A 26,570-nucleotide genomic window follows, 5' to 3' on the forward strand; every position below is an offset into this window, starting at 1 on the left:
GAATTTCCAGAGAATTTATAACTAATTGATGCGTTGAAGTTGTCGCGGGCAGAGATTCTAAAATTAAGTGGCATTCGCCAGTAGCGACCATCTCATGGTCATAGATTTCGCTGCCATTTATCCTGTTTAACCGGTGATGATCGTAAAGCCGCTGATGCTTTTGCTGCTTTACGTTACAAAAGCGATACAGCTAACAAATAATAAAAGGCACACAACAACAATGAAACTTCGCCACCTCTGTTCTCTTGTCAGTTTACTCAGTTGCAGCGCATTAGCAGCCAGCACCACTGAGCCTGCCAAACCTGCATTTTCGGATATGGATGTTTTTGAGCTAGAATGGGCTTCTGCGCCTGAGATATCGCCTGACGGAAAGTATATCGTTTACCGCCGTAACGGTATGGATGTTATGTCCGATGCACGTACCGGTAATCTGTGGATGATGAATGCTGACGGCTCTGAGCACATGAAGCTGACAACGGATGATATCAGTGAAGGCAATGCCGTATGGTCGCCTGATGGCAAAAAAATCGCCTGGCTTGGCTACCCCGATAAATTGATGGCTTATCAGACTACCCGATTATACGTAATGAATGTCGACGGTTCTGATAAGAAAGAAATTGACTTAAAACTGGATCGCTCGGTCAGCAATCCGGTCTGGAATAAGCAAGGGATCTATTTTCAGTATGATGATCATGGCAACACGAAAATTGCTGTTACCGGATTAAACGGCAAAGTTAAAAAACTGGCTGACAATGTGGGTGGAACTACCGTGGCAAGACCATATGGCGGCGGCAGTTTCAGCGTAAATAACAAGGGTGTCATTGCCTATACCCACACTACCCCTTACCGTCCTGCTGATGTTGCCGTTCTTGCTAAGAAAGATGCAAAGCCTGAACTGGTGACCGGGTTAAATGAAGATATTCTGGCCTACCGTAACCCGGGCCGCACTGAAACCGTATGGTATAAGTCTACTGCCGATGGCCGTGACATTCAGGGATGGGTGACGTTTCCACCTGACTATGAAGAAGGTAAAACCTATCCGTTGATTGTTGAAAATCACGGTGGTCCTATCTCAAATTACGGCGATCGTTTTTCTCCGGAAATTCAACTCTATGCGTCAGCAGGCTACGTCGTGTTTTATCCGAATCCCCGTGGCAGCACCAGCTATGGCGAAGAGTTCGGAAACCTGCTGTTTAATAACTACCCCGGTGAAGATTATCAGGATGTCATGGACGGCGTTGATGAAATGATTAAACGCGGTTATACCAGTGAAGATCAGTTGTACGTTACCGGAGGCAGTGCCGGTGGCATTATGTCAGCCTGGATGATTGGTAAGAATAACCGCTTTGAAGCTGCTGCAGTCGTGAAGCCGGTGATGAACTGGATAAGCAAGTTGCTCACGGCAGATAACTACTATGGTTATGCTGATTACCGCTATCCCGGTCAGGTGTGGGAAAATCCCGAAACCTATTGGAAGTTCTCGCCGGTTTCTCTGGTCGGTAATATTCAGACACCGACGCTGGTAATGGTTGGTGATGCGGATATGCGTACACCGTTGTCTGAAGCTAAACAGTTATACAGCGCCCTGATTTTACGGAAGATTGATACCGCGCTGGTTGAAATGCCGGGGGCTTATCATTTCATTTCAAACCGTCCGAGTCAGATGATCAGTAAAGTAAAACATGTACTGGCCTGGTTCGAAAAATACCCCGCGGAAGCGGAGGCACCTGTTAAACAGGAAAAATAATCCTAATTGTTCTATTAACAGGCCGTTTGCTTCAGAGGCGCGGCCTTTTGTCTTATTCCGCATTGACTCCCCGCTGACTTCTTCGCATTATAGCCGCCTGATTGTCCATTGATGTTGCTATGAAAAAGTTTCTTCCTCTGTTAACGCCTGTTTTTTTATTTGCCTGCCAGCCTGAAAATAATATGGCCGGTTTAGACCGCGTTTATGTTACCCCGGTTACACTGTCCTGTGTGGCGGAAACGATTCAAAGTGAACCTTTTGTATCCGGGTTTAAAGCCACTGATGATGTGTTCCATTTTAATATTGATGGCTACGAAACCCGTATGCTGAATAAAACGCTTGGCGGCAAAATTTCCGGCTATGCCATGACAATAAATGGCATGCACAAGGGAGACGAACCCAATGCGTTCTATAAAATAGTGCGGGAATTTGAAACGCAAATCTATACCCATATTACAGAGCGTTGTTACGGAAGATCAAAGTCGTAAGGTTAGGATAAATATCCTTTTTATAGCCAAAAACACAGATAATCCGGTTAGGATACCTTTTAACATGGTGTAATTCTGTTCAGAATGGTATTTCACACACGCATTCAACCCGGAATTTCATCATGGACAGACCTTTTTCTTTTCTGCGTAAGTCGCTGCTCAGTGCGGCGATTGTCAGTATTTTCTCAGCGCCGGTATCTGCCGGCACCGAAGATGCTGTAAAACACATTCTTCCTGAATATCTTAAATACCTGACATTACCCAACGTAGCGAAAGAATCGCCGTCTGATATTAAAGCGGTGGCTGAATGGACCCGCGATACTTACCGGAAACACGGGCTGAATGCCAAGCTTCTTCCTGATGGTCAGACACCTATGGTATATGCCGAATACATGGAAGCAGGTGAAGATGCGCCGGTCGTACTGTTCTATGCACATATGGACGGACAGCCGGTAAATCCGGAACAGTGGGATCAGGAAAGTCCGTGGCGGCCAGTGCTTAAAACCCTCGAAGGTGACAGCTGGCAAAGTAAACCTGTGACTGCCCTCACCTTCACAACGGATCCTGAGTGGCGCATTTTTGCCCGTTCAGCCTCTGATGATAAAGCGCCCATCATGATGTTGCTGGCTGCTATTGATACATTGAAAGCGGAAAACAAAAAGCCGGCTGTGAATATCAAAGTATTGCTTGATTCACATGAAGAAGGCGGGCCTCCTACCCTAATCGACGTGATCAACCGCAATAAAAAACAGCTTCAGGCCGATGGTGTCGTCATGCTGGACGGACCGATGCATCCGTCAAACAAACCTACGCTGGTTTTTGGTCACCGTGGTGCATCTATGGTGAGACTGACTGTATTTGGTCCGGCATCCGACAGCCATAGCGGCCATTATGGTAACTACGCTGCCAATCCGGCTTTCCTGCTGGCTGATTTGCTTGGCAAGATGAAAGATGATGATGGCCGGGTGACGATTCCCGGCTACTATGATGCAGTTAAATTTGATGATGATTATGCCACCGCACTGGATGCCGTACCCGCAGATGAAGCGGCTTTAATGAAGCGGCTGGGCATTGCAACAACAGAGAAAGTGGCCGGAAACTACCAGCGGGCAATTAACTACCCGTCTTTAAATATTAACGGGCTTTCTGCTGCCAGCACGGAAGCGACCCGTACCATTATTCCCGCTACAGCAACGGTGACAATGGATATCCGTACAACGAAAACAGCGACAGCAGAACGTCAGATAAAGCTGGTTAAAGATTTTGTCATCGCACAGGGCTATCATCTGGTTGAAGATGCGCCAACAGAGAAAGAACGGTCGGAATATCCCCGTATTGCCCGCTTTATTTCACATACCGGCACGGCTGCATTGCAAACGCCCCTTGATGAATCTTTGGGACAATGGGCATTAACAGCCTTGTCTCATGTCAGTGATTCTGAACCGGTTATTATTCCCATGATGGGAGGCACTGTACCTACCTCACCGCTGGTATCCGGTTTGCAAAAACCGGTCATTCTGCTTCCCCTTGTGAATGCAGACAACAACCAGCATGCACCGAATGAAAACCTCAGGCTGGGCAACTTCTTCAGCGGTACTGAAACCCTGTATCAAATGTTCACAACGCCGTTGACGCAGGATTAACAGATAAAAAAAAGACCGCCTTCCGGCGGTCTTACTTTCTGTCCTTGCTTCCGGTAGATCAGAATTGTACGGTGACTGACAGTTGCAGTCTGCGCGGATTGTAATAATCTCTTGGCTGACCGAACTCTTCAGAAACAACGTACGGGTTATAGTTGTAACCGGTTTGCTTATTAAACACGTTGAACAGATCTGCACGGAACTTCACGGTATAGTCGCTCACATCCCAGTTTTGCGTATAATTCATATCCAGCTGCCAGTGGCTTGCACCACGGCGGCTTCCCGCAGGTTCTGCATAACGGCTGACCCCTGATGTATAACCGTAAGGTGTGCCATCCCATGCTGTCCAGGCTTCACCGGACTGGAAGATAAAGTAAGCACCGATATTGGCATCCCAGTCAGTGGTGTAATAACCGAACACTTTCACTTTATGGGGTTTGTCGCCTATCAGCTTACCGTAGCGGTTGTCCCAGGGCATACGGCCTACACCGTCACCGTAGTACGAAGAACCGATGAAGTTGTTCGCATCGTTAGTCGTGGTGGTGCTGTCCTGGTCGAAGTTACCATAGTAATGACTCCAGGTATAAGACGCATTCAGGTAAGTACGTTCACCATACCATTCTGCTTCAGTACTCCATTCCCAGTATTTGGTCTGGCCACCGTCTACTTCTGCGACCACATAGGAAGAGCCGCCTACTTCTGCACGTAACTCATCCAGATTGTCGATATATAGCCCTTTCGCGGCGATATCTTCAGGTACTGCGCCACCTTCATATTCACCAAACAGGCGGGCGTTGTTTGGCATATCTTCCCAGAAATGGCTGCCGTAACGGAAACGTACGTGTGAACGCAACATCAGATTATTGCTCACAGCACGGGTCGTTCCTACAGTGTACTCATCAATTCTGCGGGGACGCATGTTATCGGCAAAGAACTTACCTGATGAGCCGGCTTTGTTACCTGATGCCAGATAATCGCCATTTTCATCAAACTGAACCTCAACCGTTGCACGGGAATTTCTGTCCCAGGACGCGGCACGGGCCAGGGAGCTGGCACTGGGGTTATAACTGGCATAGTTGGCGAAAACAGTGCTCTCATCTTCGTATTCCCAGGTTACGCCTAACCGGGGCTGCACCATGTCTTTCCAGTCTACAGTGTACATTTTATAAGGGTTTCCCGGCGCAACTTCATATCCGGAAATATTCTCACTGTTTTCAGCAAGGCCCTGCCCGTACAGTACATCTTTTGAAACCAGTAAGCCCACGTTATACGTAAAATCACCGTGTTCAATGGTATCGTTGATTTCAAAATTGAAGGACTCTGCCGAAGACACAATGGACGGAGTAACCGATCCGTCTACCGCAAGACTCATCTGCTGAACCTGCGCAACGTAGTAGGCACCGGGATACTCGGCATCTATACCACCAACGTACTCTATGAAACCCCAGCCGTTAGATAGCCTCGCCAGATCTTCGGAAATTTCCTCCCATTTAAAGCCGGCATGAATGGTGTGATAAGTGTTTCCGAACATGGACTCAGTATCCAAAGCAAGCTCAAAACTTTCACGTTCGAAAGACTGCCGGTTATACTGTGAATAAGCACCGACACCACCGCCACCTGTCATTTCACCGTCGTCGCCCACGTAGCCGTATTGTTGCACCAGTGGTAACGCACCAGCATTAAACTGAATATCATCAGCAGTCAGGTCGCCAGTCCGGATACTGGGCACACTGAAATATCCTATCTCGTCCAGTGCATCAATATCAATTGAGTCGCCGATAACCGGTGTAACTCCGGTTAGTTCTGTGTCCGGCGTGTCGATGAAGTCTTCTTTATATTTACCGTATTTGAAGGAAATGCTGGAATCACCAATCAGCCAGGAGCCGTCCAGCGAGTAGATACTCAGGTTAGAGTCTGAGCCCACTGATACACTGTCTGCTTCGAATTCACCAATTGACGAGCCGGACACGTTCCTTTCAGAATCACGGATACTGGCATTTAACAGCACATCAGCGGTAGGTGCCCAGGTGAGCTTACCAAAATATTCATTCCGTTCACTTTTATAATCTTTTGTGGCGCCGTAGGCTGTTTCTTTGCTGCTGCCGTCGACAACCGGACGGTAAAAAGACCCGTAGAAATACAATTCATCTTCAATCAGCGGTCCGCTCACAGAAGCAACAATCCAGCTGCTGTCTGTATCTTCAATAACACCGTCTTTGGGCGTTGCAGAAAACGAAGAAGGCTGAATACGGTATTCCACGCTGCCATGAAATTCGTTAGTCCCTGATTTGGATACCGAGTTAACTGCAAAACCGCCTGAACGGTTAAAGCCAACAGCTTTTGCGCCCCCGCGATCTACCGAAACGCTGGCAATATCATGGGTTGAAGGTTCTGAGGACAAGTTCCCGAACATGGGCATTGAAAGGTCGACACCATCAAAGCCGTAACTGTTATCAACACCGGAGCCACCTGCAGACGGACCGAGAGTACCGTTTTCAGAATACTCCACGCCGGGCAGAATTTTCAGCATGTCACGGTATGTCTGACCGGTCGGCAGAGACTGAATGACTTCTGCACCGAAGGAGTTGGTGAGAGATGAATCGCCGGTAGTCACAAAGGGACTGCCGGTAATGGTGATTACCTCTGTGTTGTCCGGCGAATAAACGAAGTTGATTGCTGAAGCCTGCTCTAGCAACACTCTGGTGCTGAACTGCCGGGTATCGCCATTGGGAAGCGTAAATGTGACCTCGTACTCTCCCGGTACAAGAAATGGCATCGTGAATGTACCGTCTTCCCGGGTTGTGGCAGAGCGGTCTTTTGGCATGACGGGACTGCTGGCTACTACCTGAATACCCGCGACGCTGGTACTGCCGTCGCCGGCGGTCACCTGCCCCTTAATGCTACCTGTTTGTTGTTGCGCTAAAGCGGGTGAAGATACGGCGGCTACAGCAAGACATAAAGGCGCGGCGAAAGATGCGGTCTTCCATGTTTGCCGGATTTGTCTGGTGAGATAGCGTGCCGCGAAACGTGCTTTTTCCTTTTTCATAGTGACACCTGTTGTAATGTGTGAATTATTATTACCGGAACGTTACGTTTTTATTATGACTGAACATTTAACAGACAGGATTGCACCCAGTCAAGAATACTTTGTTCAAAAATATTTATTATGCAGTAATAAATTATCACGACAATTCAAATATCAGATCTGAAACGAAAGGCAAAAAAATCAGAAGCCGCCGGCATATCCATAGCCAACACGCCATTTTTAGAAGGTTTAAGTATTAAACAGCGTTTTAGGTAATGAATGAAGCCGGTCATGAATCATAACCTGAGGTTATAGACTTTAGAATGAAATGAATATCTGTATAAATGGGAAGTACGCAAGTATTTTTTTATTCCTTATGTCCGGCATTATTTATAACGTAATTATTCAAAAAGAATAGCAAATGCAGCAAGAAATCAATCTGTTTTCGTTATCATGCCGTAGCAAAAGTAACTGCAAACAGGAGCTATTACTATGTCATCGGAAATCAAAGAAAAACACGCTAAGTTGCTTGCTGAAGTCCTTACCCAGTCGTCACACTGGAAGCTTCAACCTGAGAAAAAGTCACCCTTCCATTCTGCTGAAGAGGCATTCACGTACATTGAATCCCATAATGAACCGCTCTACGTTGTAGTGCCGGTGAACGGTGACGATAATGACGTACTGGTGAAAGTGTCGAGTGAAGAAGATGATGTGTTGTTTGAGACCGTGTCTAATGAAAACAAAAAGCAGGCGAAAGTGCATCACTCCCATCTTAAGCTTATTGAAAGCACAGTTACAGAACTGGTTAACAGCCAGTTGGAAGAAGGAAAGAAGGCGGCGTCAATGTGACACCGCCCGGGTGTCCTGACGTTAAACTTTCACGGCCAGCACGTCTGTTTTCACACCGTGCAACACCGCATTCGCTGTGGATCCCAACAGTAACCGCATGCCACTGCGACCGTGTGTACCGATGACAATTAAGTCACTTCCCAGTTTTTCCGCTGCGGCATGGATTTCATCGGCTGCAGCGCCCACAACCACATGAGTGTGAGAAACCGGAATGTTATGCCGGTGCGCGATCCCTTCAAGTTTCTCTTTTGCCTGCTGGCAGATCTCATCAGAAAAATCACTTTCGAGAAACAGCCCGTAAGGCTCGATACTGGTTTGGGGATAGACAACATAAAGCAGGTTCAGCTTCACGTTGTTACCCGCCAGTTGCATAGCCCGGTGAACCACGCCTTCATAATCAGAATAAATATCGATAGCAACTAGTATTGAGTCGTAAGCAGCCATAAATGTCTCCGGTTTTTCTTTCACTATAGAGCAAAGTCAGACAACAATCTTGATACGCATCAAATTTAAACCGCTTTGGTGTCTTCTTCTATTTTTGCCAGATGACTCACAGGCATAAAACTCATAGGGCTGGCTTCTGCCACATGCAGTTTGAATGCATCAGCAATTTTATCCGTTAAAAAACTGCCCCGTTTTACCAGCGGAAAAATCTCGTCGTAGCGCATTACCTGTGTCTGGTTAACCCTGCGGAAAATATGCGTGCGGTTCAACGACGAATGAGACTGATGGCCGGTGGAAGACAGAATATCCATAAAAGCAGTAACCGTCTTTTTATGAAAGCGGTACACGCGCTCGTATTTGTCTTCAACAACCAGCCCTCTTGCCAGTTTCGGATCCTGGGTGGCTACGCCGGTAGGACACTTATTTGTATTACAGGACAAACTTTGCACACAACCCAGAGACAACATCATTCCCCGGGCACTGTTACATAAGTCTGCTCCCAGGCTCAGGTTTTTGACCAAATCAAATGCAGTAATTATTTTCCCTGAGGCAATGAGTTTAATTTCCCGCCTTAAATCAAATCCGGTGAGACAGTCATCCACAAATGCCAGAGCTTCACGCAGCGGAAAGCCGATAGAGTTGGCATATTCCAGCGGCGCTGCACCCGTTCCGCCTTCACCGCCGTCTACGGTGATAAAATCCGGACATATACCGGTTTCCACCATAGCCTTACAAATGGCGATAAACTCGCTCTTTCGTCCCAGTGGCAGTTTAAACCCCACCGGCTTCCCCTCTGACATATCCCGTAAATCGCGGATAAAATGCATCATTTCAAGAGGCGTTGAGAATGCGGTATGTCTTGGCGGCGAGTCCACCTGAGTGCCGGGTTCAACACCTCTGACTCGGGCAATTTCCGGTGTGTTCTTATGTGCAGGCAAAATACCGCCGTGGCCCGGCTTAGCCCCCTGAGACAGTTTTATTTCTATCATTTTCACATTCGGGTGACGGGCTTTCTCTTCAAATAATTTCGCATTAAAGGTACCGTCATCATTACGGCAACCAAAATATCCTGTACCGATTTGCCATACCACATCGCCACCATTGTCCAGATGGTACGGTGTCAGACCGCCCTCACCTGTATTGTGGCTGAAACCACCTTTGGCCGCACCTTTATTCAGCGCCTGTACAGCGTTAGCACTGAGTGCGCCAAAACTCATGGCTGAAATATTCAGCACACTGGATGCATAGGGTTGCTTACAGGCTGAAGAGCCGATTACTACTCTGGGATCCTCTTCCATTTCATCAATTTCCATCGCTGAAAGAGAATGCCCAATCCATTCATACCCATTTTCATAGGTGTCCAGTTGGGTACCGAATGGTGAACTGTCTGTAGCATTTTTTGCGCGCTGATACACAATTGAACGGTGCATGCGACTGATGGGCTTACCGTCAGTTTCAGACTCAAGCAGATATTGCTGGATGAAAGGACGTAAGCCTTCTACCAGCCAGCGGCCTCTGCCGATAAAAGGAAAATTCCGCAAAATTGAATGGTGATTCTGCGTCAGATCATAAAGTGCAATGAGAAGACAAAGTCCGGTGAGAGGAAGCAACCACAAGAGATAATGCCAGATCACTGCCAGAGCGGCATTAATCAAAAAGATAAGGGTTAAACTTACAATAATTCGTTTGTGCATAGTGCCTGTTCCGGTAATAACTGCGCCGTATTACGCTTTTAAGCGCAAGACCATAACAAAGATCATGAAAAGAAAGGCATTTTTTCGCTCACAGGGTATTTATTTTATGCCGCCATCTTACCGTAAAGAACCATCGTTATCGTTGAGGCAGATCAGATAAATAAGCACAATCAAAGATTTACAAAATGATGCTGTTATCGCATCCTTTTATCAGGCTTTTTTAAACCGGAATAGAACAGCGGGTTTCATGGAATATACATTTCTTCTCTTTGCTTTCGTGTGTGGACTCTCAGTGAAAATGATAGGCATACCACCTCTGGTAGGATATCTGGTTGCCGGTTTCGCGCTGAATGCAGCGGGACAACAAATGACCGGCGAGCTGCAACATATTGCAGATCTCGGGATCACCATCATGTTGTTTACCATCGGCCTGAAGCTTAATGTCCGCGATCTCAGCAAACGTGAAGTCTGGGCCGGCAGTATCGCCCATACCCTTATCTGGGTTGGTATCGTTGCCGGAGCGCTCTACATACTGGCTGCTGTCGCTGCTTTCTGGTTTGGTGACATATCTTTTGAATCAGCTCTACTGATTGCCTTTGCGTTAAGTTTCAGCAGTACCGTTTGTGTTATAAAAGTCCTGGAAGAAAGCGGAGAAAGCAAAACCCGCCACGGAAAACTGGCTATCGGCATACTTGTTATGCAGGATGTGTTTGCTGTGGTGTTCCTTGTCGCTGCAACGGGTAAACTGCCGTCTGTTTATGCGCTGGGCTTACTGGCTGTATTTCCGCTGATGCCGCTGCTTAACCGTATTATCGATAAATCAGGTCACGGCGAGTTACTGCCACTTACCGGGTTTGTGCTTGCGCTGGGCGGATACCACCTGTTTGACCTGGTGAATATTAAAGGGGATCTCGGCGCCCTGCTCACCGGAATCATTCTGGCTAAACACCCCAAAGCCACAGAGTTGTCCAAATCATTGCTGGCTTTTAAGGATTTGTTTCTCATCGGCTTCTTTCTGTCTATCGGCCTCACGGCCCTGCCGGATTTCAATATGATCATGGCTGCACTTATTTTGTGTGTATTCCTTGCCGTTAAAGCCGCGCTTTTCTTTGGTTTATTCACCTGGCTGCGCTTACGGGCGAGAACCAGCTATCTCACTTCACTGGTGCTGGGAAATTACAGTGAATTCGGCCTCATAGTCGCCGCATTAGCAGTAAGTCTGGGAATGCTGAGCGAAAGCTGGCTGGTCATTATTGCGCTGGCCGTTTCTATTTCATTTGTAATCACCAGTATCATGTACCGGAACAGTCACAGCCGGTATCTGCGTATCAAAAACGGCATTCAGAAATTCGAAAGTCCTGTCCGCCTCAAAGAAGACATTTATCCGGTGGTCACCAATGCCGAGTTCCTTGTTATCGGTATGGGCCGTGTAGGTCTGGGTGCATTTAACTCTCTGCATAAACTGGCCGACTCTGCTGTATGGGGAATGGATGCCGACAGAGTTAAAATTAACCGCCTGCAACAGGAAGGACTCAATGTTATCTGCGGAGACGGTGAAGACGTGGACTTGTGGGAAAACCTTGATACCTCCAATGTAAAACTGATCCTGCTTGCTTTACCTTCTATTGAGGACGCGGTGAATATTACCCGACAGCTTCAGTTCTCGGGATACACCGGTAAAATCGCTGCCATCGCCCGCTATGAAGATGAGGTGGAAACCTTATTAAGTAAAGGTGTAGACAAGGTATTTAACTTTTTTACCGAGGCAGGCCTGGGTTTTGCCGAAGAATCATTGGCTTATGTTAATGATTCATCTGGTAAATAGAGGACTAATAAGAACACAGGACGACATGGAAATTGTTATCATTTGCATATCATTGATTTATAAAGATTTTTTTGATTTAACGCAAAGGTTGCCATATACTGTGTGTAGTTAATTTAAGGAATACCGTTATGAAAGGCGATAAACAAGTCATCGCGAAACTCAACGAAGTATTGACCAGTGAACTGACGTCCATTAATCAGTATTTTCTGCATGCACGGATGTTTAAAAACTGGGGCTTCGGCGAGCTCAACGAAAAGAATTACAAGAAGTCCATCAAAGACATGAAACAGGCTGATGCTATCATTGAGCGCGTACTGTTTTTAGAAGGACTTCCGAACCTGCAGGCACTGGGCAAGCTGTATATCGGTGAAGATACCGTAGAGATGCTTAAGTGCGACAGTCGTTTTCAGCTCGAACAAATTCCCCTGCTGAAAGATGCCATCAAGCTTTGTGAAGAAAAGCAGGATTACGTAAGCCGTGACCTGCTCGAAGATATTCTGGAGTACGAAGAAGAGCATCTCGACTGGATTGAAACCCAGGAATATCAGATTGATGCAATGGGTCTTGAAACGTACCTGCTAAAACAGATTGAGGGAGATGACTAATGAAAGGTAACGCGAAAATTAATGACGCGCTGAATGAGCTGTTGTCTTATGAACTGGCAGCAATGGATCAGTATTTCATTCACTCTCAGATGTATCTGGACTGGGGCCTGAACAAGCTTTACGAGCGCATCAACCATGAGTTTGATGACGAAAAAGGCCATGCCACGAAACTGATTGAACGCATGCTGTTTTTAGAAGGCACGCCTGACATGGTTACCCGTACCGGCTATAAGGTTGGTCACGACGTACCATCAATGCTGGAAAGTGACTTACGCGTTGAATACGAAGTCGATGCGAAATTGAAAGAAGTTATCGCTTTGTGTGAACAGGAAAATGACTACGTTACCCGTGATATCCTGGTTGAATTACTTGACGACACGGAAGTAGATCACGCTCACTGGCTGGAACAGCAACTGGGCCTGATTAAGCGCCTGGGTCTGCAGCTTTACATGCACTCGCAGATGTAAGCCGGATTGTTTCGATAAATGCCCTGACCTGTTCAGGGCATTTTTGTTTCGAAGAACATCACGTAGGGGTCCGGTTTATCTTTTACATGGATCAACATTTTCCAGCGCATCTGTGGCTCAGAACAACTACCCAGCATAAACCATCCGGACCAGCTACCTTCTTTTATCCGTTCAGCCAGCACCGGCACCTTGCCCATATACATGTTTACCCCTTCAATCCAAACACTCTCAATTTGTTGAGAAAAGGGTAAAGAAAAGTTAACTGTTATCGATTCTTCTGCCTCCGGTATACTTTCAAATGTGGCAGAAACCTTATTTTGTTCATGGCCAATTTCACAGGTCAAATTGACAAATGTACACGGATTGCCTAAACCGTTATCTGTGTCAGTTGTTGTTACCTGTTGCTTTGAAAGATACACACCCAGCGCCAGGATCAGAATGAGTGTGGGGATGATGAATTTTTGCGCTTTTTTTGTTGTTTTCATGTGAAAATTATACTGTAAATAGCGACGGTTTATTACTACCTTTGACGGAGATCAACCCCGACTAGTTTATGGTATCTTTTTGTAAATAAAAATCTTATTATCCGCGTACCAGCTGACCTGTCTATAATTACAACAGAATTAAAAAGGTCAAGCGTTAAGCCTGCAACTTGCGCAAAACCGGAATCCGGCAGTTGGAAACCCATTTACCATTGAAGTGGAATATCAATCAAATGAGTGAAATAAGCCAAGCACAACCTGATTACAACTATAAAGTAGTCAGGCAATTTACCATCATGACAATTGTCTGGGGTATTATCGGCATGGGGCTGGGAGTATTTATTGCTGCGCAATTGTTTGCTCCTGCACTTAACTTCGATACACCCTGGCTGACGTTTTCCCGATTAAGACCGTTACACACCAACGCAGTCATTTTCGCTTTCGGCGGATGTGCACTGTTTGCAACGTCTTATTATATTGTTCAGCGTACCAGTCAGGTACGTTTATTCAGCGACAAACTTGCTGCCTTTACCTTTTGGGGCTGGCAGGCCGTTATCGTTCTTGCTGTTGTCACTTTGCCCTTCGGCATTACTGCCAGTAAGGAATACGCTGAACTTGAATGGCCTATCGATATCCTTATCGCGCTGGTCTGGATTGCTTACATCATAAACTTTTTCGGTACCATCATCATTCGTAAGGTATCGCACATTTATGTAGCAAACTGGTTCCTAGGCGCGTTTATGCTTACCGTAGCAGTGCTCCACATCGGTAACAGTATGGCGATTCCGGTTTCTTTCACGAAATCTTATTCACTGTATGCAGGTGCGGTGGATGCTATGATGCAGTGGTGGTATGGACACAATGCGGTTGGCTTTTTCCTGACAGCGGGTTTCCTTGGCATGATGTACTACTTCGTGCCTAAACAGGCGGGACGCCCGGTGTACTCTTACCGCTTATCCATTATTCACTTCTGGGCTCTGATTTCGCTATACATCTGGGCCGGTCCTCACCACCTTCACTTTACGGCGCTGCCAGACTGGACACAGTCACTGGGTATGGTGATGTCGGTTATCCTGTTCGTGCCCTCCTGGGGCGGCATGATTAACGGGATCATGACGTTGTCAGGTGCATGGCACAAGCTGCGTACTGACCCGGTGCTGCGTTTCCTGATTGTTTCGTTGTCTTTCTACGGCATGTCGACCTTTGAAGGTCCGATGATGGCCATCAAAACCGTCAATGCGCTGTCTCACTATACAGACTGGACTATCGGTCACGTTCACTCAGGCGCACTGGGCTGGGTAGCCATGGTGTCCATCGGCTCTGTATATCACCTCATTCCTGTATTGTTCGGACAACGTGCAATGTACTCCACCAAACTGGTGAACGTGCACTTCTGGCTGGCTACTATTGGTGTGGTGCTTTACATCGTTGCCATGTGGATGTCCGGTGTACTGCAAGGTCTCATGTGGCGTGCAGTGAACGCCGACGGAACGCTGACCTACAGCTTCGTTGAGTCACTGGAAGCCTCCAAACCCTTCTATGTGGTGCGCTTTATCGGTGGTGTGTTTGTGGTTGCCGGCATGCTGGTGATGGCCTACAACACCTGGAAAACTGTACGTGCGCCCAAGGGCAGCATTGCAGCTGAACCCGCCGCACAGGCAGCATAAGGAGTCGTTGTTGTGAAGAATCCACATGAAATAATTGAGAAAAACATTGGCCTGATGACTGTGCTCATTTTGATTGCCATCAGCCTGGGAGCCCTGGTTCAAATTTTGCCGTTGATGTTCCAGCAGCAGGTACTTGAGCCGGTAAAAGGATTAAAACCTTATACAGCACTGCAACTGGAAGGCCGCGATATCTACATCCGTGAAGGATGTGTTGGCTGTCACAGCCAGATGATTCGTCCGTTCCGTGCTGAAACAGAACGTTACGGCCACTATTCAGTAGCCGGTGAGTCGGTATGGGAGCATCCCTTCCTGTGGGGTTCAAAACGCACCGGTCCTGACCTGGCGCGTGTTGGTGGCCGCTACAGTGACGAATGGCACCGTGTACACCTGATTAATCCCCGCAACGTGGTACCGGAGTCTAACATGCCCGGTTTCCCGTGGCTGGCAGAGAATACGCTCAGCGGTGAAGATACGGCGAAGAAAATGGAAGTGTTCCGCGGCTTTGGTGTGCCTTACACCGATGATGATATCGCCGGTGCACAGGCGGCAGTAAAGGGTAAAACAGAAATGCAGGCCCTGATTGCTTACCTTCAATCCCTCGGCACATATCTGAACTGATATGGATCAGGGAATAGCGGGCAGCATTTTTACTGTCGTAGTGTTTGTTTGCTTCATTGGTGTGGTCTGGTGGGCGTTCAGCGGTCGCAATAAAAAGCGGTTCGATGAAGCGGCTAACCTGCCCTTTGCCGACGAAGTGAAAGAGAAATCTCAAAAGAATAAGCAGGAGTCTTGAACTCATGAGCACGTTTTGGACAATTTGGATCTCAGTGATCACACTGGGTACCATTATCGGCTGCTTCATCCTGTTACGCTGGGCACTGGCTAATAAAACCGGTGTAGCAGAAGGTGAAGGCATGGGGCACGTCTTCGATGGTATCGAAGAAATTAATAACCAGTTACCCCGCTGGTGGACTATTTTATTTTACGTTTGTATCGTCTGGGGCTTTGTGTATCTCGCTTTGTTCCCGGGGTTAGGTGCATGGCAGGGTTTCCTTGGCTGGAAAAGTTCGAACCAGAACATCCAGTCACTGGAAGAATCTGCTCAGGCCCGTGCTGATGCGAAAGAGAACGGATTACTGGTTAAATACGACCGCGAGCTGGATCAGGCTGCGGAATTGTATGACCCGATTTTCGAAAAATACGCGGCAGTACCGGTTGAAGAACTGGCCAATGATCCTGAAGCAGTAAAAGTAGGACAGCGTCTGTTTTTACAAAACTGTTCACAGTGTCACGGTTCTGATGCAAGAGGCGCCAATGTGGGCTTCCCTAACCTCACCGACGACGACTGGCTTTACGGAGGCAGTGGCGCAAAAATTGTTGAAACCCTTACACTGGGTCGTCAGGCCGCTATGCCTGCATGGATTGCTTCCATGGGTGAGCAAGGTATCAAAGAGACGGTTGCCTATGTACTCAGTTTGAGTGGCCGGGAACAGGAGCCTGAAATGACTGCGCTGATTGATGACGGAAAAGCCCGCTTTATGGTGTGTGCTGCCTGTCACGGCATGGACGGTAAAGGTAACCAGTTACTCGGTGCGCCGAATCTGACGGACAATATCTGGCTGTACGGTTCTTCTGAACAATCGGTCACTGAAACGCTGACTTACGGCCGTAATGGCGTGATGCCTTCATTCAAGAAAACCCTTGGTGATGACAAAATTCACGTTGTCGCCGCCTACGTGTACAGCCTGTCTAACTGACCCTGGTTAATTACACTGCTGTCATTCAAAAAGCCCTGTTTTCAGGGCTTTTTTGTGTGAAAATACAAACAGAACTTGATGGAAATCATCATAGTAAGTTTTATTTCCTGTAATCTTGCACCTTCAGATGTGCGCAGTTAAATAAGTGGTGATATGCAGACGCCCTGGTATAAACAATTCTGGCCCTGGTTCCTGATCACGGTACCTGTGCTGACAGTCATTATGAGCGGTTTTCTCATCCATTTTGCCACTTCCGGTGAAGACAGTCTGGTCATTGACGACTATTACAAAGAAGGAAAAGCCATCAATGTGCGTCTGGACAAAGTCGAACGGGCGAAAAAGCTGAATATCACCACCGATCTCACCATTGAAGGAAGCCGCGTCGCGCTGAAGTTTCATTCCGGTATTCCCCAATCCGGTGCCGCACTGAAACTGACCTTTTTCCACGTAACCCTGGAATCACTGGATACCGAATTATTACTTACCCGTGATGCCGGTGGCGTGTACCGCGGCACAACGGATACCGTTTTGTCGGGTAAATGGCGCGTTTCACTCACACCGCTGGATGAAGAATGGAAAATCCAGAATACACTCCAATTACCGGCCTCCGGTATCATTAAGTTTAACCCGTGAGCGACGACTCTTCTTGTTACCACTGTGGCGAGCCTAATATACCCGGTAAGCCGTATACTGCATTTGTACTCGGGCAGGAACGTCATTTTTGCTGTCCGGGCTGTCAGGCCGTGGCTCAGGCCATCACCGGGAACGGACTGGAAGACTATTACCGCTTCCGCACTGAACCGGCCTCTAAAGGTGATGCAGCATTAAGCGAAACACTGGATAAACTGTCTGTCTATGACGAGCCTGCCTTACAGGAAGAGTTCGTCGTTGATAACGGTAATAACAAGCATATTGAGCTAACTCTTGAAGGCATAACCTGTGCGGCCTGCGGCTGGCTGATTGAAAAGCAATTGTCGCGTATCACCGGTGTCAGCCAGATTGCGGTGAATGTAGCACAGCGACGCGCAGTGGTTATATGGCAACCTGAGGCAGTATCGCTCAGCAGCATCATGGCTACGCTACGGCGTATTGGTTACCCGGCGCTGCCGTTTCAACCGGACCAGCATGAAGCTTCATACAAAGCGGAAGATAAGCGCTTTTTGAAAAAACTCGGCCTCGCAGGTCTGATGACCATGCAGGTAATGATGCTGGCGGCGGCCCTGTATTTTGATTTATTCGATGCAATGGATGCACAGACACGGTCTTATTTTCACTGGATAGCGTTGGTTCTGACCACACCGGTGGTGCTGTATTCCGGCAGTACGTTTTACGTTGGCGCGCTTAAGGCTTTGTCGGCCCGGACCGTGAATATGGATGTACCGGTGAGTATTGCAGTGTTGGGTACCTGGCTGTCCGGTCTGTTTGCAACGGTTACCGGTCGCGGCGAAGTGTATTTTGAATCAGTTTGCATGTTTATTTTCCTGCTTTTACTGAGTCGTTTTCTGGAACACCGGAGCAGGCACCGCGCCGCGCAGATCTCAGCGAATATGTTGCAGTATATTCCGGTAACCGCTAATCAGGTGGCTGCGGATAACACCGTAACACAGGTACTGGCGAAATCGCTCAAAACCGGCGATGTTGTTGTGGTCAAAGCCGGAGAGACCATTCCCGTAGACGGTATTGTGACTGACGGTGCCAGTGAAACCGATGAATCGATGCTTACCGGCGAGTTTAATCCGGTGCGTAAACAAACCGGCGATACGGTGTTCGGGGGTACGGTAAACCGTACCGGCGTAATAACGGTAACGGTAACCAGGGCGTTAAAATTTGCGCTGGTAAATCAGATCATCCGTCTGCAATCCACCGCTATGGCTGCGAAGCCCCGGGTCGCTCTTATGGCTGACCGCTTTTCCAGTTATTTTGTCGCCGTAGTACTGATTACGGCTGCATCTTCATGGGCTTACTGGCACTGGCAGGGTAATGATAATGCCTTTTGGATCAGCATCGCGGTACTGGTAGCAACCTGCCCCTGTGCGCTGGGGCTGGCTACGCCATCTGCCCTCACCTGCGCAATGGCAAACCTTAACCGGCATGGCATTTTATTGAAAAGAGCCGATGCACTGGAGCAAATCAACCACGTAGATACCCTGGTGCTGGATAAAACCGGAACGCTGACCGAAGGAAAGTTTGCTCAGATAAACAGCTGGTTTGCTGAGCCGGCACGGGAAAATGAAATCCGTGCTTTGATGGGAGCAATAGAGTCCCGTTCAGAACATCCGGTTGCCGCTGCCTTTGTTTCTGATAACAATCAGGGATTAATTCTGAGCCAAGTTGACGTTGTGGCCGGAATGGGCATCAGCGCGCAATGCAATGGCCGCAGTTATAAAGCCGGTTCGGCTTCTTTCACCGGTGTTGATGCCGGCCTGTCGCCCTTTCCCGCTAACGTGTTTCTTACCGAAAACGGTGTGCCCGTTGCCGCCTTTCGTGTAGCAGATAAAATTAAAGCGGATGCCGCAGACAGCCTGAGCAAATTGGCGCAACTGGAGCGGATAATTCTGAGTGGCGATATTCAGCAAAATGTTGACGACATTGCAGCGAATTTACCTGTAGACAAAGCCACAGGCGGGAACAGCCCTGAAGATAAATTAAATGCCGTGACAGCCCTTCAGCGGCAGGGCCGTCATGTCATGATGCTGGGGGATGGTATTAACGACGCGCCGGTGATGGCAGCGGCTGATGTTGGCATTGCAGTGGGTAATGCCACGGATATCGCAAAAAGTGCCGCGGATGTGATTTTATTAAATGATAAGCTGGCTGTACTCGGACACCTTACTCTGATGGCCAGAAGAGTAAAAGCGACAGTCAGGCAGAATATGGGATGGGCCGTAGGCTACAATCTGGTTATCCTGCCGTTTGCAGTGTCCGGCATCCTGACGCCGTGGATGGCGGTGATTGGTATGAGTCTGAGTAGTATTCTGGTAGTAACAAATTCGACGAGACTGTTAAAGTAACGCTATGAGTATAATTTACGTCCTTATTCCCCTTGCTGTGATCATTGTGGCCATTGCCATCGGCGTATTTTTTTGGGCAGTAAAATCTAACCAGTTTGAAGACCTGGATCGCCAGGGCTACAGTATTCTTTTCGATGATGATTTATCTCCTGAAGAAAAAAAACTGGCCGAAGAACGAAAAAAACTCAATGAGTGATCTGTCGTTTTTTTCTGCCTTGCTGGTCGGGCTGGGCGGAGGCGTTCATTGTGTGGGAATGTGCGGCGGCGTATCGCTGGCACTGTCTGCCGCCACGCCGGCAGGCTCATCGCCTTTACCCTATGCGCTTAGCTACAACTTTGGTCGTATATTCAGTTACATACTTGCCGGCGCTGTGACCGGCGGCATCGGGCAGATAGCGAAAGAAGCTGTACCCGTGACCGGCCCCGTACTCGCCGTCATCAGTGGCATTATGCTGATTGCCATGGCCTGCTATCTGGGTAACTGGTGGCGTGGCCTGACCGCTGTTGAAGCCCTCGGCAGTAAACTCTGGCAAAGAATTCAGCCGTTGTCGAAACGGTTTTTACCTTTCAGGTCTCCTACCAGCGCCTTTCCCTATGGTATGATTTGGGGATGGTTGCCCTGTGGACTGGTTTATTCCACCCTGACATGGGCACTGGCTTCAGGGACGGCAATATCCGGTGCTGTAATCATGGCCGGTTTTGGTTTAGGAACGCTACCGGCGTTGCTGGCTGTCCGGGCTGGTGCAGACTGGCTTTCCTCAGGTTTCAGACAACCCGTAGTTCGTCAAATCATTGCTTTGAGTTTGCTGTTGTACGCATTATTGCTGTTGTGGCGGGCTTTAAGTACTATACATTAGAATTATCGCAAACAGCGGAAAGTGAGCATGCAAAAACGTTCGGATTTTTCTATACACTGCCAGAATTGCAGTTTCAGTCATTTGTGTCTGCCCGTGGCCCTCAATAAAACTGAGATTGAGTCACTGGATGACATCATTGAACGCAAAAAGCCTTTGCATAAACACGACACCCTGGTAGAAGCCGGCGATAAATTTACCTCTCTGTACGCTGTGCGGGCAGGTTCATTTAAGTCTTTTGTCACCGATAAAGAAGGTGAAGAGCAAATTATCAGTTTCCACTTCCCGGGCGATATTATCGGTTTTGACGGTTTACGTGACGACACTCACCAGAGTTACACTCAGGCGCTGGAAACTGCCATGGTGTGTGAGCTGCCCTATTCCACCCTTGAAAAAATGTCTGAGCAATTCCCGAAATTGCGCCATCAGATCATGCGTTTTATGAGTGCTGAAATTAAGCAGGATCATGAAATGATGATGCTGCTGAATAAACGGACGGCAGAAGAACGTCTGATTTATTTTATCGCCCATCTGTCCGGTCGCTTCGAAGAACGGGGTTTTTCTCACCGTCAGTTCAATCTGAGTATGACCCGCAACGAAATCGGTAATTATCTCGGATTAACGGTAGAAACGATCAGCCGCTTGCTGACCCGCTTCCAGAAAGAAGGCATTATCAAAGTAGACGGGAAGCTCATTACTGTTCTGGATTTTACGGCTATGGATAAAAAGCTGCACTCTATGGACATTCCTACTCTTTGCGTGGATTAATATCCCGTTGAAATATTGATCTGAAACAAGGTCTCTCCTGCTGTAAGTCTTATACTAAAGATGAAGGCAGTATTTATTGTCTGCATCAATAAGGAGAGACGCCATGATCACCTGCAAACGTATTCTCGCCGTCGTTCAGGCCGACAACCCTGAACAACCTGCCCTTTCAAGAGCCATCGAAATTGCCCGTAAAACCGGTGCAGAAGTACACGCACTGCTTGTTGTATACGACTTTTCTTATGACATGACAACAATGCTCACCCGCAGTGAGCGTGAAGCCATGCGTGATGCGGTAACCAAAGACCGCATTGCCTGGGCAGAAAAAAATCTGACCCGCTACGATGATTATGATGTAAAGGTTGCTGTTGAGTGGAGTGATAAACGTTACGAAGCCATTACCCGCTACACCATTAACCGTCAGGTTGACCTGGTCGTTAAAGCTACCCGCAAACACGATGATTTTGCATCAGTGCTCTTTACACCAACAGACTGGCACTTACTAAGAAAATGTCCGGCTCCGGTTTTACTTGTCAAAGCTCATGCCTGGCCTGAACACGGTAATATTGTTGCGGCAGTCAATGTGGGTACAGAAGACAAAGAACATGCACAACTGAATGACAAGTTGACCGGTATCGCAAAGGATTATGCAGAGTTACTGAGCGGTCAGGTACATCTGGTTAATGCCTATCCTTCTGCCCCACTGAATATCGCCATTGAGATCCCCGATTTCAATCCTGAGACGTATCATAACGCTGTGCGCAATCATCATGTTCAGGAAATGGAAAACCACAGCGCTAAATTTGGGATCGGCGTAGCAAATTGCCATGTTGTTGAGGGATTACCTGATATAGCTATTCCGAAAGTGACTGAACAGCTGGATGCAGAACTCGTCGTCATCGGTACCGTGGGACGTACAGGCATATCAGCCGCCTTTTTGGGCAATACTGCAGAGCATGTTATTGATAACCTGAATTGCGATGTGCTGGCGGTTAAACCTGACGGGTTTACGTCTCCGGTTAAGTAAATGCGCGATAACGGAATGCTGCTTGTGTAGCAGCATTCCGTCTGCTTTTGTATAATGGTACTTTTATTTTTCCAGCCAATTCTGAAGTGCCATGAATCAAGTAACATCTACGCCATCTGAGAACGCCAGTCACAGTGCGCAAAGTAAACAAAAATACAACTTTAACAAGTTGCAGAAAAGACTGCGCAGACATGTTGGCAAAGCCATCGAAGACTTCAATATGATTGAAGACGGCGACAAGGTCATGGTGTGCTTATCCGGCGGAAAAGACAGCTATACCTTGCTGGATATCCTGCTATTTTTACGCAAAATTGCACCGGTCAATTTCGATATCGTCGCGGTTAACCTCGACCAGAAGCAGCCCGGCTTTCCGGAGCATGTGTTACCTGAATACCTGAATTCTCTGGGTATTGACTACAAAATTGTAGAAGAAGATACCTATTCCATTGTTAAAGATAAAATCCCTGAAGGGAAAACCACCTGTTCACTGTGTTCAAGATTAAGACGCGGGATCCTGTACCGTACTGCAAAAGAACTCGGCGCAACCAAAATAGCCCTCGGTCATCATCGTGATGATATGTTGGAAACATTGTTTCTGAACATGTTCCATGGCGGAAAGCTAAAAGCCATGCCCCCCAAACTGGTAAGTGATAATGGTGAACACATTGTTATTCGCCCGCTGGCTTATTGCAGTGAGAAAGACATTCAGAAATACGCTGACGCCACTGAGTTCCCGATCATCCCCTGTAATCTTTGCGGTTCTCAGGAGAATCTGCAAAGACAAAATATTAAAATGATGCTGCAGGACTGGAATAAGCGTTTTCCGGGTCGCATTGAGTCTATGTTCCGTGCAATTCAGAACGTTGCCCCATCACACCTCGCTGATGGCAATTTGTATGATTTTAAAGGGATCAAGGCCACAGGCGCACCGGTAGAAGACGGTGATACAGCCTTCGACAAGCCGGATTTTACCAGTGCGGTCAGTGATGATGCACAATCCCCTGTTCAAATTGTTAATCTGACGGAATAAACCATGAAAATCGGACTCGCACTCGGTGCCGGCGCTGCAAGGGGCTGGACACATATTGGCATCATTGAAGCACTTGAACGGCTGGGCGTTAAGATAGATGTGGTTGCGGGTTGCTCGATAGGTGCTTATGTGGGTGCAGCCTATGCAAGTGGTAAGCTTGAGCACCTCAAAGAGTGGGCTTGCTCGTTAACAGAATGGCAAATCCTGTCTTTAATGGGTGTTGGCATCCGCAAAGGTGGCATTGCCAGCGGACAAAAAGTGTTTACCAAACTGGCGGAAGAATTTTGCGCCCCGTCTTTTGAAGAGATGAATAAACCCTTTGCTGTGGTTGCCACGGATTTATACTCCGGCCGCGAAGTCATGTTCAACCAAGGGCCCGTTGATAATTGTATTCAGGCATCCTGCGCAATTCCTGCCTTGTTCAGTCCGGTTGAATATAATGGCCGGTGGCTGGTGGATGGTGCTGTCGTCAATCCTGTACCTGTAAACCTTTGCCGTCAACTGGGCGCAGATTTTGTGATTGCGGTGAATCTCAACGCTGATTTCAAGCCTCAGCGCCTGGAAAGACCAGCCGCAGAACATGAAAAAATCCAGAAAAAAACCGATGACTTTTTCTCTAAAGGTTCAAATATTGTCAGGCAGTGGTTTTCACCGGAATCCAGGTCAGATAAACCGGAACCGCCGGGGATCCTGAGTGTCATGAGCAGTTCTCTTGAAATACTGCAAGCCCGCGTGACCCGCTCCAGACTGGCCGGAGATCCGCCTGACGTACTGATAGAGCCTCATCTTTCAGATGTAGGACTGATGGAGTTTCACCGTGCTGGTGAATTATGTCTGGAAGGGGAAAAAACAGTAAACCGGCTGGCGGAAGAAATTAAATATCAGTTAGTCATTGAAGATAATATCGAAGAAAATACGACAATCGGCACCGCTTCATAGGAAGCGGTTCCTTTACATTTTCTGCTTACCGGCTCAGCGCACGGCTTTTGCCGTTATCCTCATCGGCACATCCGGCAAAGTCAGGCCTTTACTTTGTTCTATCCAGTCAGCAGGTAACGTCACGATGCCCATATTGATAGAAGGCGCATCTTTAAGAGGCATACTGATGTTATCATCGGCAAACTGTATATTCAGCCCGTCGACAGTAGGCATCATGAATGACAAAAAACTGCCCATAGCATTGAAGAATGATTTGTATTGTTCGAGCAGAAATACCAGTTCTTCTTTCGTGTAGGTTTTGGAAAGATAAGCCGGCTTCGTCTCGAGCTGAACGGACATATCACACAAGTTCGCCGCTTCCGCCAAATCAATTTCAACCACTGCTTCTGCCATTTTAAGTATCTTATCATCAGGCACGGTGAAGCGGTTTTCCGGCGAAACAGTAAGTGGCATCACCTGTTTTTCTGTGATGATTTTCGCATCGTTAATACCACACAGATACCCTTCCCCTACACGCACAAAACCAAATGCAAATTGCAGAGCTTGCGTATCTTCACCATCGAGCTTTTTAACATGGCTATAGAAACGGCTGTACTCAACCTGAATGGTTTCAGCCGACGCCTGATACATGTTCAGACAAAGAAAGCTTGCTGCCAGTAAAGCCTTTTTCACTACATATAATCCTTGTTATAACGGATCATCGCCTGTAATTCCTCAACATAAGCGACCCCGCGTTCCGAGTAATTCATCAGTCCTTCAGCCAGCGCAACGCCGGTAACAGGAAGCTGATTGCTGCGCAGTGTATTTCGAATATCGCGCAGTTCCTTGTAGGCATAGTGGCGGTTGATGTTTCGCATATAGGTATAAGTGGCTTTCGACAGGTTCGGGAACCTGGCCACTTCATGATCGAGTCCGTCACTTCGCCGTGACGGGACAAAACCGCATCCTTTTCTGAAACACCATAGTCCGAAGAAGTTATATCCTTCAGTAGCAAAGCGGCTGGTTCCCCATGCAGATTCATTTGCTGCCTGAGCAAGAACCAGTGATACCGGTAAAATATCTACACGGCGCATCAGTACCTGAAGTTGTTCTGTTAAATCTGCGCCTTCGTCCACTTTGTACTCATTGACCAGCCACGCTATGCGGTTGGTGTCGTCTTCACTTAACGTTTCACCCAACGATAACTGTCGCTGCAATGTTTGAATATAATGACGCAGAGACAGAAGATATTCGTTTTGTTTCTCGACTTCAGGCTTGAGATACGAGAAGAAAGCTTCCTTTTTCTCCTGCACATTTTCAATCTCTTTGAAGTCCGGTACCGGCTTTCTTGCCTGTTCTGTCACCGGAATATCCAGAATATCCGGCTCCCTTGAGGACATGATCCAGGCATTGATAACAATTACCAGTAATACGGCAACTGTGATCAGTACAATTTTCATCGTTTCTCTTTTATGCATCGAACGTCGACTCCTGTCCCGCTGATTCGTTAACCTGATGATTTTCCGCAGTATCAAACAGTGTGGTATACAGCATACCAGTCACCACAAAATATAGCGGCATAATCACTAAAAAGGCTAACCCGAATGTAAAAATACTTAACAGGAACAGTACGAGAAAAATAACAAAAAGAACAATAAACGATAGTATAAATTGATTCACTGCTTTGCAGGATGTGATGATGGCCTGCAATACCCCCAGCTTCTTATCTGCAATCAGAGGTAAGGTAAAGGTGGTGGCTACGAAGAGGTATAAACCGGGCAGGATGAGCACAGTCAGCCCTATTTGTACCAGAATTGTAACCAGCAGTTGTGCCAGAGCCAGCGGTAAAACCCAGGACAAATAACGAAATACATCACTGGTTTTAATTCTGTTACCCCTGGCGATATTAACTCCCATCAGTGACAACCCGGCTGACAACGGCGCAACAATCAGGATCATCGCGATATCAAGAATACCCTGTTGTTCAGCGGGCATTGCAGTAAGTTGCTCTATGGGATAAATACCGGAGATCACCATGGCAAACGCAAACACGACCAGTATGATAAGCGCGCACGCCTGAAAAATCGGCCAGAAGTTACTTTTCAGCAGGTTTACTGATGTGGAGGCCAGTTTTCTGAAATCAAATAACCCTTTGCCGTTCAACAGGTTAAAACGGTCATTGTACAAGGCTTTTTTGTTGTCAGGTTGCATATCAGGCACTCAGATACTTCTTTAATTCAATAAGTTGTGGCGATTATACCCCAATGGGCCAGAT

Annotated in this window: 26 protein-coding genes; 19 read left to right on the forward strand and 7 right to left on the reverse strand. The window is 47.5% G+C overall.

The window, feature by feature from the left end:
• Positions 1 to 220 precede the first annotated feature (220 nt).
• The 3 genes from ACXAGC_RS09575 to ACXAGC_RS09585 all read left to right on the forward strand — a co-directional run bounded on the left by ACXAGC_RS09575 (position 221) and on the right by ACXAGC_RS09585 (position 3,878).
• Positions 221 to 1,747 (forward strand): S9 family peptidase, encoded by a 1,527-nt coding sequence (locus ACXAGC_RS09575; protein WP_474844207.1) that lies wholly within the window; start codon positions 221 to 223, stop codon positions 1,745 to 1,747.
• A 119-nt stretch (positions 1,748 to 1,866) separates the two neighbouring features.
• Positions 1,867 to 2,235: a hypothetical protein gene (locus ACXAGC_RS09580; protein WP_474844208.1), complete on the forward strand. Its 369-nt coding sequence runs from the start codon at positions 1,867 to 1,869 to the stop codon at positions 2,233 to 2,235.
• Between the two features lie 122 nt (positions 2,236 to 2,357).
• Entirely contained in the window at positions 2,358 to 3,878 is a 1,521-nt protein-coding gene (locus ACXAGC_RS09585) for a M20/M25/M40 family metallo-hydrolase (protein ID WP_474844209.1), read from the forward strand.
• A 58-nt stretch (positions 3,879 to 3,936) separates the two neighbouring features.
• Here ACXAGC_RS09585 and ACXAGC_RS09590 read toward each other — a convergent pair whose 3' ends face one another.
• Positions 3,937 to 6,921, reverse strand: coding sequence for a TonB-dependent receptor (locus ACXAGC_RS09590; protein ID WP_474844210.1), 2,985 nt, complete (start codon positions 6,919 to 6,921; stop codon positions 3,937 to 3,939).
• Between the two features lie 471 nt (positions 6,922 to 7,392).
• Here ACXAGC_RS09590 and ACXAGC_RS09595 point away from each other — a divergent pair, with 471 nt between their 5' ends.
• A complete protein-coding gene (locus ACXAGC_RS09595) occupies positions 7,393 to 7,749 on the forward strand; it encodes a hypothetical protein (RefSeq protein ID WP_474844211.1) in 357 nt (118 codons plus the stop codon).
• 21 nt (positions 7,750 to 7,770) lie between these two features.
• Here the strand turns inward: ACXAGC_RS09595 and ACXAGC_RS09600 are convergent, their stop codons facing one another.
• Together ACXAGC_RS09600 and ACXAGC_RS09605 are read right to left on the reverse strand one after the other, a co-directional pair.
• Positions 7,771 to 8,193, reverse strand: coding sequence for a universal stress protein (locus tag ACXAGC_RS09600; protein ID WP_119501386.1), 423 nt, complete (start codon positions 8,191 to 8,193; stop codon positions 7,771 to 7,773).
• A gap of 65 nt (positions 8,194 to 8,258) precedes the next feature.
• Positions 8,259 to 9,887, reverse strand: a complete 1,629-nt coding sequence (locus ACXAGC_RS09605; protein WP_474844212.1) for an FMN-binding glutamate synthase family protein — start codon at positions 9,885 to 9,887, stop codon at positions 8,259 to 8,261.
• A 247-nt stretch (positions 9,888 to 10,134) separates the two neighbouring features.
• Between ACXAGC_RS09605 and ACXAGC_RS09610 the strand changes: the two genes are divergently transcribed.
• The 3 genes from ACXAGC_RS09610 to bfr (ACXAGC_RS09620) all read left to right on the forward strand — a co-directional run bounded on the left by ACXAGC_RS09610 (position 10,135) and on the right by bfr (ACXAGC_RS09620) (position 12,784).
• Positions 10,135 to 11,712 carry a cation:proton antiporter domain-containing protein gene (locus ACXAGC_RS09610; protein ID WP_474844213.1) on the forward strand — a complete coding sequence of 526 codons (1,578 nt, stop codon included), beginning with the start codon at positions 10,135 to 10,137 and terminating at the stop codon, positions 11,710 to 11,712.
• 128 nt (positions 11,713 to 11,840) lie between these two features.
• Complete coding sequence (gene bfr / locus ACXAGC_RS09615) at positions 11,841 to 12,317, forward strand: bacterioferritin (RefSeq protein WP_119501389.1); 477 nt, start codon at positions 11,841 to 11,843, stop codon at positions 12,315 to 12,317.
• Complete coding sequence (gene bfr / locus ACXAGC_RS09620; RefSeq protein ID WP_119501390.1) at positions 12,317 to 12,784, forward strand: bacterioferritin; 468 nt, start codon at positions 12,317 to 12,319, stop codon at positions 12,782 to 12,784. The genes bfr (ACXAGC_RS09615) and bfr (ACXAGC_RS09620) overlap by 1 nt, the downstream gene beginning before the upstream one ends.
• A gap of 32 nt (positions 12,785 to 12,816) precedes the next feature.
• On the opposite strand, the gene ACXAGC_RS09625 is transcribed toward bfr (ACXAGC_RS09620), so the two are convergent.
• A complete protein-coding gene (locus tag ACXAGC_RS09625; protein ID WP_474844214.1) occupies positions 12,817 to 13,269 on the reverse strand; it encodes a hypothetical protein in 453 nt (150 codons plus the stop codon).
• 230 nt (positions 13,270 to 13,499) lie between these two features.
• Between ACXAGC_RS09625 and ccoN the strand changes: the two genes are divergently transcribed.
• From ccoN to rssA, 12 genes are all read left to right on the forward strand, one after another.
• Positions 13,500 to 14,933: a cytochrome-c oxidase, cbb3-type subunit I gene (gene ccoN, locus ACXAGC_RS09630; RefSeq protein ID WP_474844215.1), complete on the forward strand. Its 1,434-nt coding sequence runs from the start codon at positions 13,500 to 13,502 to the stop codon at positions 14,931 to 14,933.
• 12 nt (positions 14,934 to 14,945) lie between these two features.
• Positions 14,946 to 15,551, forward strand: a complete 606-nt coding sequence (ccoO, locus tag ACXAGC_RS09635) for a cytochrome-c oxidase, cbb3-type subunit II (RefSeq protein WP_303574681.1) — start codon at positions 14,946 to 14,948, stop codon at positions 15,549 to 15,551.
• Between the two features lies 1 nt (position 15,552).
• Positions 15,553 to 15,726, forward strand: coding sequence for a cbb3-type cytochrome oxidase subunit 3 (locus ACXAGC_RS09640; protein WP_119501393.1), 174 nt, complete (start codon positions 15,553 to 15,555; stop codon positions 15,724 to 15,726).
• A gap of 4 nt (positions 15,727 to 15,730) precedes the next feature.
• Positions 15,731 to 16,690 carry a cytochrome-c oxidase, cbb3-type subunit III gene (gene ccoP / locus ACXAGC_RS09645; RefSeq protein WP_349586571.1) on the forward strand — a complete coding sequence of 320 codons (960 nt, stop codon included), beginning with the start codon at positions 15,731 to 15,733 and terminating at the stop codon, positions 16,688 to 16,690.
• 153 nt (positions 16,691 to 16,843) lie between these two features.
• On the forward strand, positions 16,844 to 17,323 hold the full coding sequence (locus tag ACXAGC_RS09650) for a FixH family protein (RefSeq protein WP_474844216.1): 480 nt from the start codon (positions 16,844 to 16,846) through the stop codon (positions 17,321 to 17,323).
• Positions 17,320 to 19,701 carry a heavy metal translocating P-type ATPase gene (locus tag ACXAGC_RS09655; RefSeq protein WP_474844217.1) on the forward strand — a complete coding sequence of 794 codons (2,382 nt, stop codon included), beginning with the start codon at positions 17,320 to 17,322 and terminating at the stop codon, positions 19,699 to 19,701. The genes ACXAGC_RS09650 and ACXAGC_RS09655 overlap by 4 nt, the downstream gene beginning before the upstream one ends.
• 4 nt (positions 19,702 to 19,705) lie before the next feature.
• Positions 19,706 to 19,897, forward strand: coding sequence for a cbb3-type cytochrome oxidase assembly protein CcoS (gene ccoS / locus ACXAGC_RS09660; RefSeq protein WP_119501397.1), 192 nt, complete (start codon positions 19,706 to 19,708; stop codon positions 19,895 to 19,897).
• Entirely contained in the window at positions 19,890 to 20,558 is a 669-nt protein-coding gene (locus tag ACXAGC_RS09665; protein WP_474844218.1) for a sulfite exporter TauE/SafE family protein, read from the forward strand. Before ccoS ends, ACXAGC_RS09665 begins: the two co-directional genes overlap by 8 nt.
• Positions 20,559 to 20,579: 21 nt before the next feature.
• On the forward strand, positions 20,580 to 21,323 hold the full coding sequence (gene fnr, locus ACXAGC_RS09670; RefSeq protein WP_474844219.1) for a fumarate/nitrate reduction transcriptional regulator Fnr: 744 nt from the start codon (positions 20,580 to 20,582) through the stop codon (positions 21,321 to 21,323).
• Positions 21,324 to 21,426: 103 nt separating this feature from the next.
• On the forward strand, positions 21,427 to 22,347 hold the full coding sequence (gene uspE / locus ACXAGC_RS09675) for a universal stress protein UspE (protein WP_303574687.1): 921 nt from the start codon (positions 21,427 to 21,429) through the stop codon (positions 22,345 to 22,347).
• Positions 22,348 to 22,438: 91 nt separating this feature from the next.
• Complete coding sequence (ttcA, locus tag ACXAGC_RS09680) at positions 22,439 to 23,377, forward strand: tRNA 2-thiocytidine(32) synthetase TtcA (protein ID WP_474844220.1); 939 nt, start codon at positions 22,439 to 22,441, stop codon at positions 23,375 to 23,377.
• Positions 23,378 to 23,380: 3 nt separating this feature from the next.
• Complete coding sequence (rssA, locus tag ACXAGC_RS09685; RefSeq protein ID WP_474844221.1) at positions 23,381 to 24,316, forward strand: patatin-like phospholipase RssA; 936 nt, start codon at positions 23,381 to 23,383, stop codon at positions 24,314 to 24,316.
• Between the two features lie 33 nt (positions 24,317 to 24,349).
• On the opposite strand, the gene ACXAGC_RS09690 is transcribed toward rssA, so the two are convergent.
• Genes ACXAGC_RS09690 through ACXAGC_RS09700 form a run of 3 tightly spaced genes read right to left on the reverse strand, consistent with a single transcriptional unit; the run spans position 24,350 to position 26,515 of the window.
• The gene (locus tag ACXAGC_RS09690) at positions 24,350 to 24,988 is read right to left on the reverse strand and encodes a DUF2987 domain-containing protein (protein WP_474844222.1); all 639 of its coding nucleotides are present in this window, start codon (positions 24,986 to 24,988) and stop codon (positions 24,350 to 24,352) included.
• Positions 24,988 to 25,773, reverse strand: a complete 786-nt coding sequence (locus ACXAGC_RS09695) for a glucosaminidase domain-containing protein (protein WP_474844223.1) — start codon at positions 25,771 to 25,773, stop codon at positions 24,988 to 24,990. Before ACXAGC_RS09695 ends, ACXAGC_RS09690 begins: the two co-directional genes overlap by 1 nt.
• Positions 25,766 to 26,515 (reverse strand): hypothetical protein, encoded by a 750-nt coding sequence (locus ACXAGC_RS09700; RefSeq protein ID WP_474844224.1) that lies wholly within the window; start codon positions 26,513 to 26,515, stop codon positions 25,766 to 25,768. The genes ACXAGC_RS09695 and ACXAGC_RS09700 overlap by 8 nt, the downstream gene beginning before the upstream one ends.
• Between the last annotated feature and the right edge of the window lie 55 nt (positions 26,516 to 26,570).

This window comes from Alteromonas sp. AWJ4_197 (genome assembly GCF_056160285.1).